Annotated in this window: 6 protein-coding genes and 1 pseudogene; 5 read left to right on the forward strand and 2 right to left on the reverse strand. The window is 71.8% G+C overall.

All coding sequences use genetic code 11. The annotated features are described in order from the left end of the window. Positions 1–2 precede the first annotated feature (2 nt). Complete coding sequence (locus CCN72_RS22870; RefSeq protein WP_086809139.1) at positions 3–866, reverse strand: biotin--[acetyl-CoA-carboxylase] ligase; 864 nt, start codon at positions 864–866, stop codon at positions 3–5. A 110-nt stretch (positions 867–976) separates the two neighbouring features. On the opposite strand from CCN72_RS22870, the gene CCN72_RS22875 reads away from it, so the two are divergent. The 4 genes from CCN72_RS22875 (at position 977) to CCN72_RS22890 (ending at position 3,826) form a co-directional block, all read left to right on the forward strand. Beyond that, on the forward strand, positions 977–2,590 hold the full coding sequence (locus CCN72_RS22875; protein ID WP_086809140.1) for an acyl-CoA carboxylase subunit beta: 1,614 nt from the start codon (positions 977–979) through the stop codon (positions 2,588–2,590). 25 nt (positions 2,591–2,615) lie between these two features. Next, a complete protein-coding gene (locus CCN72_RS22880) occupies positions 2,616–2,831 on the forward strand; it encodes an acyl-CoA carboxylase epsilon subunit (protein WP_085566271.1) in 216 nt (71 codons plus the stop codon). Positions 2,832–2,936: 105 nt separating this feature from the next. After that, positions 2,937–3,074: a morphogenic membrane protein MmpB gene (gene mmpB / locus CCN72_RS39715; protein ID WP_086809141.1), complete on the forward strand. Its 138-nt coding sequence runs from the start codon at positions 2,937–2,939 to the stop codon at positions 3,072–3,074. A 134-nt stretch (positions 3,075–3,208) separates the two neighbouring features. After that, positions 3,209–3,826 (forward strand): Maf family protein, encoded by a 618-nt coding sequence (locus CCN72_RS22890; RefSeq protein ID WP_085566270.1) that lies wholly within the window; start codon positions 3,209–3,211, stop codon positions 3,824–3,826. On the opposite strand, the gene CCN72_RS22895 is transcribed toward CCN72_RS22890, so the two are convergent. Continuing rightward, positions 3,798–4,388, reverse strand: a complete 591-nt coding sequence (locus tag CCN72_RS22895; protein WP_402149888.1) for a hypothetical protein — start codon at positions 4,386–4,388, stop codon at positions 3,798–3,800. The two genes, CCN72_RS22890 and CCN72_RS22895, sit on opposite strands and share 29 nt — an antisense overlap. A 361-nt stretch (positions 4,389–4,749) precedes the next feature. Between CCN72_RS22895 and CCN72_RS22900 the strand changes: the two are divergent. Continuing rightward, a pseudogene (locus CCN72_RS22900) lies at positions 4,750–6,387 on the forward strand (acetyl-CoA carboxylase biotin carboxylase subunit); the annotation flags it as partial. Between the last annotated feature and the right edge of the window lie 174 nt (positions 6,388–6,561).

The following is a 6,561-nucleotide window of genomic DNA, read 5'->3' on the forward strand; positions in this document are numbered from 1 at the left end:
CCTCACGCCGGGCGCAGATGCACGATGTCGCCCGCCCCCACCGGCTGAACCCCTTCCGCCGTCGCGATGACCAGGCGGCCGTCGCCGTCCACGGCCACCGCCTCGCCGGTCAGGGCGCGGTCGCCGGGCAACTCCGCCCGTACCGTGCGGCCGAGGGTCGCGCAGCCGGCCGCGTAGGCCTCCTGGAGGCCGCACTCCGCGGGGTCGCCGAGGGCCGCGCGCCAGCGGCCGTACCAGTCCTCCAGGGAGCGCAGGACCGCCCGCAGCAGGGGGTCCCGGTCGGTGTTCACCGCTCCCGCGAGCAGCAGCGATCCCGCCCGCGCCACCGGCAGTTCCTCCGCGCGCAGCGAGACGTTGAGGCCGAAGCCGATGACGACGCCGTCCTCGCCGGCCCGCTCCAGCAGGATGCCGCCCGCCTTGCGCTCCTCCCCGTCGACCGTCACCAGCAGATCGTTCGGCCACTTCAGCGCCGTGTCCACGCCCGCCGCCCGCGCCAGCCCCGTCGCCACCGCGACCCCGGTGAGCAGCGGCAGCCACCCCCAGTGGTGCACCGGCACCTCCGCGGGCCGCAGCAGCACGGAGACGAAGAGGCCGGAGCGCGGCGGCGCCGACCAGCGGCGGTCCAGGCGGCCCTTCCCGGTCGTCTGCTCCTCCGCCACCAGCACCGTGCCCTCGGCCACCGGACCGGCCGCGGCGCGCGCCACGAGGTCGTTGTTGGTGGAGCCGGTGCGCTGCACGACCTCCAGCCCGGACCACAGCCCGCCCTCGCGCACCAGCGCGCGGCGCAGGGCGGTCGCGTTCAGCGGCGGGCGGTCCAGATCGGACCAGCGGCCGGGATTGTCGTCTGCTGCATCTCGGGGCGTCATGCAAGCCACCCTAGGTGTGGCAAACGACGCAGTGCTGATCGGTAGCCCCAGCACTACTCTACGAACGAGTAACCGTCCCCCCTTTTGAGCAGGCAGGGAGCCGCATCCCGATGTCCGAGCCGGAAGAGCGTCACGAGATCCAAGGGATCGACATTCACACGACCGCGGGCAAACTCGCGGATCTCCAGCGGCGCATTCACGAGGCGACGCACGCCGGCTCGGAGCGCGCCGTCGAGAAGCAGCACGCCAAGGGCAAGCTGACCGCCCGTGAGCGGGTCGAACTGCTCCTGGACGAGGGGTCGTTCGTCGAGCTCGACGAGTTCGCCCAGCACCGCTCCACCAACTTCGGGCTTGAGCGGAACCGGCCCTACGGCGACGGTGTCGTCACCGGATACGGAACGGTCGACGGCCGGCCCGTCGCCGTCTTCTCCCAGGACTTCACCGTCTTCGGCGGCGCGCTCGGCGAGGTGTACGGCCAGAAGATCGTCAAGGTCATGGACTTCGCCCTGAAGACCGGCTGCCCGGTCATCGGGATCAACGACTCCGGCGGCGCCCGGATCCAGGAGGGCGTCGCCTCGCTCGGCGCCTATGGCGAGATCTTCCGCCGAAACACCCACGCCTCCGGTGTCATCCCGCAGATCTCCCTGGTCGTCGGCCCCTGCGCCGGCGGCGCGGTGTACTCCCCGGCCATCACCGACTTCACGGTCATGGTCGACCAGACCTCGCACATGTTCATCACCGGACCCGACGTCATCAAGACCGTCACCGGCGAGGACGTGGGCTTCGAGGAGCTGGGCGGCGCCCGTACCCACAACGCCGTCTCCGGCGTGGCCCACCACATGGCCGGGGACGAGAAGGACGCCATCGAGTACATCAAGCAGCTGCTGTCGTACCTGCCGTCCAACAACCTCTCCGAGCCCCCGGTCTTCCCGGAGGAGGCGGACCTCGCGATCAACGACGAGGACCGCGAGCTGGACACCCTCGTCCCGGACAGCGCCAACCAGCCGTACGACATCCGCACGGTGGTCGAACACGTCGTGGACGACGGCGAGTTCTTCGAGACGCAGGCCCTGTTCGCGCCGAACATCGTCACCGGGTTCGGCCGGGTCGAGGGGCACCCGGTGGGTGTCGTCGCCAACCAGCCGATGCAGTTCGCGGGCTGCCTGGACATCGACGCCTCCGAGAAGGCCGCGCGTTTCGTGCGCACCTGCGACGCGTTCAACCTGCCGGTGCTGACCTTCGTGGACGTGCCCGGCTTCCTCCCGGGCGTCGGCCAGGAGCACGAGGGCATCATCCGGCGCGGCGCCAAGCTGATCTACGCCTACGCCGAGGCCACCGTCCCGCTGATCACCGTGATCACCCGCAAGGCCTTCGGCGGCGCCTACGACGTGATGGGCTCCAAGCACCTGGGCGCCGACCTCAACCTCGCCTGGCCGACCGCCCAGATCGCCGTCATGGGCGCCCAGGGCGCGGTCAACATCCTGCACCGGCGAACCCTCGCCGAGGCGGCCGCGACCGGCGAGGACGTGGAGGCCGTACGGGCCCGGCTGATCCAGGAGTACGAGGACACCCTCCTCAACCCCTACGTGGCGGCCGAGCGCGGCTACATCGACGCGGTGATCATGCCGTCCGGCACCCGCGCCCACATCGTCCGGGGCCTGCGTCAACTGCGCACCAAGCGGGAATCACTGCCCCCGAAGAAGCACGGCAACATCCCCCTCTAGGCCCGGCCGACCGACAGGAGCCGATATGACGATCAAGGTCGTACGAGGCAACCCGACCCCCGAGGAGCTGGCCGCCGCCCTGGCGGTGGTCCGCGCCCGCGCGGCCGCCGCGGCGGCCGCGCCGGACGGCGCGCCGGGCCCGAAGGACGCGTGGTCCGACCCGGCCCGCATCGCCGCCGCCCGCCTCCCCCGGGCGGGCGCGGCGGCCTGGACCCGCACCTACTGGCCGAGCCAGGGCTGATTCCCCAGGGGGCGCGGGGAACCGCGCACAGCGGCAGGACACCGGGCGCCTATTTGAGTACGTCTACTCAGGCGCCCGGCCCCCCGCCGCCCGCACGCTGGACAGGTGCTCTGGTCAGACCCTGATGACGAATCGCCGAAGGAGCTGCGCGAGGCGCAGGACATGCTGCGGCGGCTCGGCGTCATCATGGCCGTGGCGGTGACCGCGGCGATGGTCGTGGCCGCGCTGGTGGGTCTGCGCTGAGCCCACCCGGTCCGCGCCGAGCCCATGGAGTCCGCGCCGAGCCCACCGGGTCCGTGCCGGGCCGATCGAGTCCGCGGCGAGCCCGCCGCCAGGTGATTCGCGCGGGCCCGCAACCGGGTGACTAACCTGACCGCATGACCGCAACACACCGCAGGCGACTCGTTCTCGCCTCCCAGTCCCCCGCCCGCCTCGGCCTGCTCCGGCAGGCGGGCCTCACGCCCGAGGTCATCGTGAGCGGGGTCGACGAGGACGCCGTCACCGCCCCCACCCCGGCCGAACTGGCCCTCGCCCTCGCCGAGGCCAAGGCGTCGGTCGTGGCGGCGCTGCCCGAGGTGCGGGGCGCCCTGGTGATCGGCTGCGACTCGGTGCTGGAGCTGGACGGGCACGCGCTCGGCAAACCCGCGGACGCCGAGGAGGCCACCGCCCGCTGGAAGTCCATGCGCGGCCGGGCCGGCACCCTCCAGACCGGGCACTGCGTCTGGGACACGGCGGCCGAGCGCCATGTCTCGGCGACCGCCTCCACCGTCGTACGGTTCGGCGAGCCCAGCGACGAGGAGATCGCCGCCTACGTGGCCTCCGGCGAGCCCCTCTACGTCGCCGGGGCGTTCACCCTGGACGGCCGTTCCGCGCCCTTCATCGAGGGCATCGACGGCGACCACGGCAATGTGATCGGCATCAGCCTGCCCCTGGTGCGCAAGCTGCTGGCCGAACTGGGCGTCGGCATCACGGAGTTGTGGGCACCGGCCGAGTGAGCCGCTCGGGGACGGTGTCCTGCGGCCCGTCGTCCCCGTCCTGCGGCTCCGCCGGGCGCCCGGCGACCGGTTCCCCCGGCGAGGCGGTACGGGCGTCCAGGGGCCCGTCAGCGGCTCTGGGGTCGCCACCGGTCCCGCCGTCCCCGCCCGGCGCGGCCTCGGCCGGGCCGCCGTCACGGTCGTACGACACCAGGAGCAGCACCAGGAGTGCGAGCACCACGATCATGACCAGGAAGGCCGTCGCGTTGACCAGGCCCCAGGCGAAGGCGCCCAGCAGGCCGTGCACGACCGCCGCGCTGATCAGCACGACGCGCCCGAAGCCGGCGGGGGCCCGGTCGCGGACCGCCACCAGCAGGGCGACCAGGGCGCACAGCAGGAAGTAGAGGCCGAAGACGACGCCGCCGACCTTCGAGGACGTCGACATCAGATGCGGGTCCAGGCCGGCCATGGACATCTTCTGCCGCTCCACGACCACGCCGAGGAACCAGTTCAGCGCCCCGATGCCGAGCGCCTCCACGAGGAGGACGACGGTCACCACCCACGCCACGGTCCTGCGCACCACCGGCCCACCCGCTCCCCACCTTGACCGCTGTTACCAGCAGTAGTCCGAGACAGGGCGAACGCTACTAACGGGTAAACCAGGGGACAAGGGTTCGTGCGGCGGCAAAGAATCATTGGGCCATTCGTAGGGACTCGACAAAGAAACCGAGTGGGCCGCAGCACGCCCTTACAGAGACCTTGGCCACATGGCAGGGCTAGGGTTTTCCGGAGGAGTCCTGCGTAGCAAGGTGCCACTGGGGCTTTCGCGGGTCGGGCGAGCCCCGCATCACGCTCCGTGTGGGCAAGCTCACCATTGGGGACGGGTCGAAGAGCCGTGTCGGCAGTCCCTAAACTCGGCTTGTTTCAAGGAGGGAGCCTCAATCGTGCGCAAGGTGCTCATCGCCAACCGTGGCGAAATCGCTGTCCGGGTGGCTCGGGCCTGCCGGGACGCGGGGATCGCGAGCGTTGCCGTCTACGCGGACCCGGACCGGGACGCTCTGCATGTCCGCGCTGCGGATGAGGCGTTCGCCCTGGGCGGTGACACACCGGCAACCAGTTACCTGGACATCGAGAAGGTCCTGAACGCGGCCCGGGAGTCCGGCGCGGACGCCATCCACCCGGGTTACGGCTTCCTCTCGGAGAACGCCGAATTCGCGCAGGCCGTCCTCGACGCCGGTCTGAACTGGATCGGCCCGCCGCCGCAGGCCATCCGCGACCTGGGCGACAAGGTGGCGGCCCGCCACATCGCCCAGCGCGCCGGTGCGCCCCTGGTGGCCGGCACACCCGACCCGGTCTCGGGCGCCGACGAGGTCGTGGCGTTCGCCGAGGAGCATGGTCTGCCGATCGCCATCAAGGCGGCGTTCGGCGGCGGCGGTCGCGGCCTCAAGGTCGCCCGCACTCTCGAAGAGGTGCCGGAGCTGTACGACTCGGCGGTGCGCGAGGCGGTCGCCGCCTTCGGGCGCGGCGAGTGCTTCGTGGAGCGCTACCTGGACCGTCCGCGGCACGTGGAGACCCAGTGCCTGGCGGACAAGCACGGCAATGTGGTCGTCGTGTCCACCCGTGACTGCTCGCTCCAGCGCCGTCACCAGAAGCTCGTGGAGGAGGCGCCCGCGCCGTTCCTGTCCGACGAGCAGGTCGCCGAGCTGTACCGCGCCTCCAAGGCCATCCTCAAGGAGGCCCGCTACGAGGGCGCGGGTACCTGTGAGTTCCTGGTCGGCCAGGACGGCACGATCTCCTTCCTGGAGGTCAACACCCGTCTCCAGGTCGAGCACCCGGTGACCGAGGAGGTCGCCGGCATCGACCTGGTCCGCGAGATGTTCCGCATCGCGGACGGCGAGGAACTGGGGTACGGCGACCCGGAGCTGCGCGGCCACTCCTTCGAGTTCCGCATCAACGGCGAGGACCCGGGCCGCAACTTCCTGCCGGCCCCGGGTACGGTCACCACGTTCGCCCCGCCGTCCGGTCCCGGTGTCCGGCTGGACGCCGGTGTGGAGTCGGGCTCGGTCATCGGCCCGGCGTGGGACTCGCTCCTCGCCAAGCTGATCGTGACCGGCCGCACCCGCAAGGAGGCCCTGGAGCGGGCCGCGCGTGCGCTGGACGAGTTCCAGGTCGAGGGCATGGCGACGGCGATCCCCTTCCACCGCGCGGTGGTCCGGGATGCGGCGTTCGCGCCCGAACTCACCGGCTCCGCGGACCCGTTCAAGGTCCACACCCGCTGGATCGAGACGGAGTTCGTCAACGAGATCAAGCCCTTCGCCGCGCCGGCCGACGCCGAGGCGGACGAGGACACGGGCCGTGAGACCGTCGTGGTCGAGGTGGGCGGCAAGCGCCTGGAGGTCTCGCTGCCGTCCTCGCTGGGCATGTCCCTGGCCCGTACCGGCCTCGCGGCGGGCGCCAAGCCCAAGCGCCGCGCGGCCAAGAAGTCGGGCCCCGTGGCCTCCGGCGACACCCTCGCCTCCCCGATGCAGGGCACCATCGTCAAGGTGGCCGTCGAGGAGGGCCAGGAGGTCAAGGAGGGCGACNNAGGGCCTGGGCGCGGAAGTCGGCGCGTCGATCACCTCGGGCGCCGCGATCTGCGAGATCAAGGACTGACGTCCGCCTGTACGACCCTGAACCGGCTCCTGGTGCGTGTGCACCGGGGGCCGGTTCGTCGTTGGGGGGCGGTTCAGGGGCTTGGGAGCGATTCAGGGGCGCGA

It is taken from the genome of Streptomyces murinus, from assembly GCF_002154555.1.
In the GTDB taxonomy this organism is placed as follows: Bacteria; Actinomycetota; Actinomycetes; order Streptomycetales; family Streptomycetaceae; genus Streptomyces; species Streptomyces murinus.

Excerpts from the sequence above, each read along its gene's own strand:
- CCN72_RS22875 (WP_086809140.1), top strand. The coding sequence starts at position 977 with ATGTCCGAGCCGGAAGAGCGTCACGAGATCCAAGGGATCGACATTCAC.
- CCN72_RS22870 (WP_086809139.1), bottom strand. The coding sequence starts at position 866 with ATGACGCCCCGAGATGCAGCAGACGACAATCCCGGCCGCTGGTCCGAT.
- CCN72_RS22880 (WP_085566271.1), top strand. The coding sequence starts at position 2,616 with ATGACGATCAAGGTCGTACGAGGCAACCCGACCCCCGAGGAGCTGGCC.
- CCN72_RS22890 (WP_085566270.1), top strand. The coding sequence starts at position 3,209 with ATGACCGCAACACACCGCAGGCGACTCGTTCTCGCCTCCCAGTCCCCC.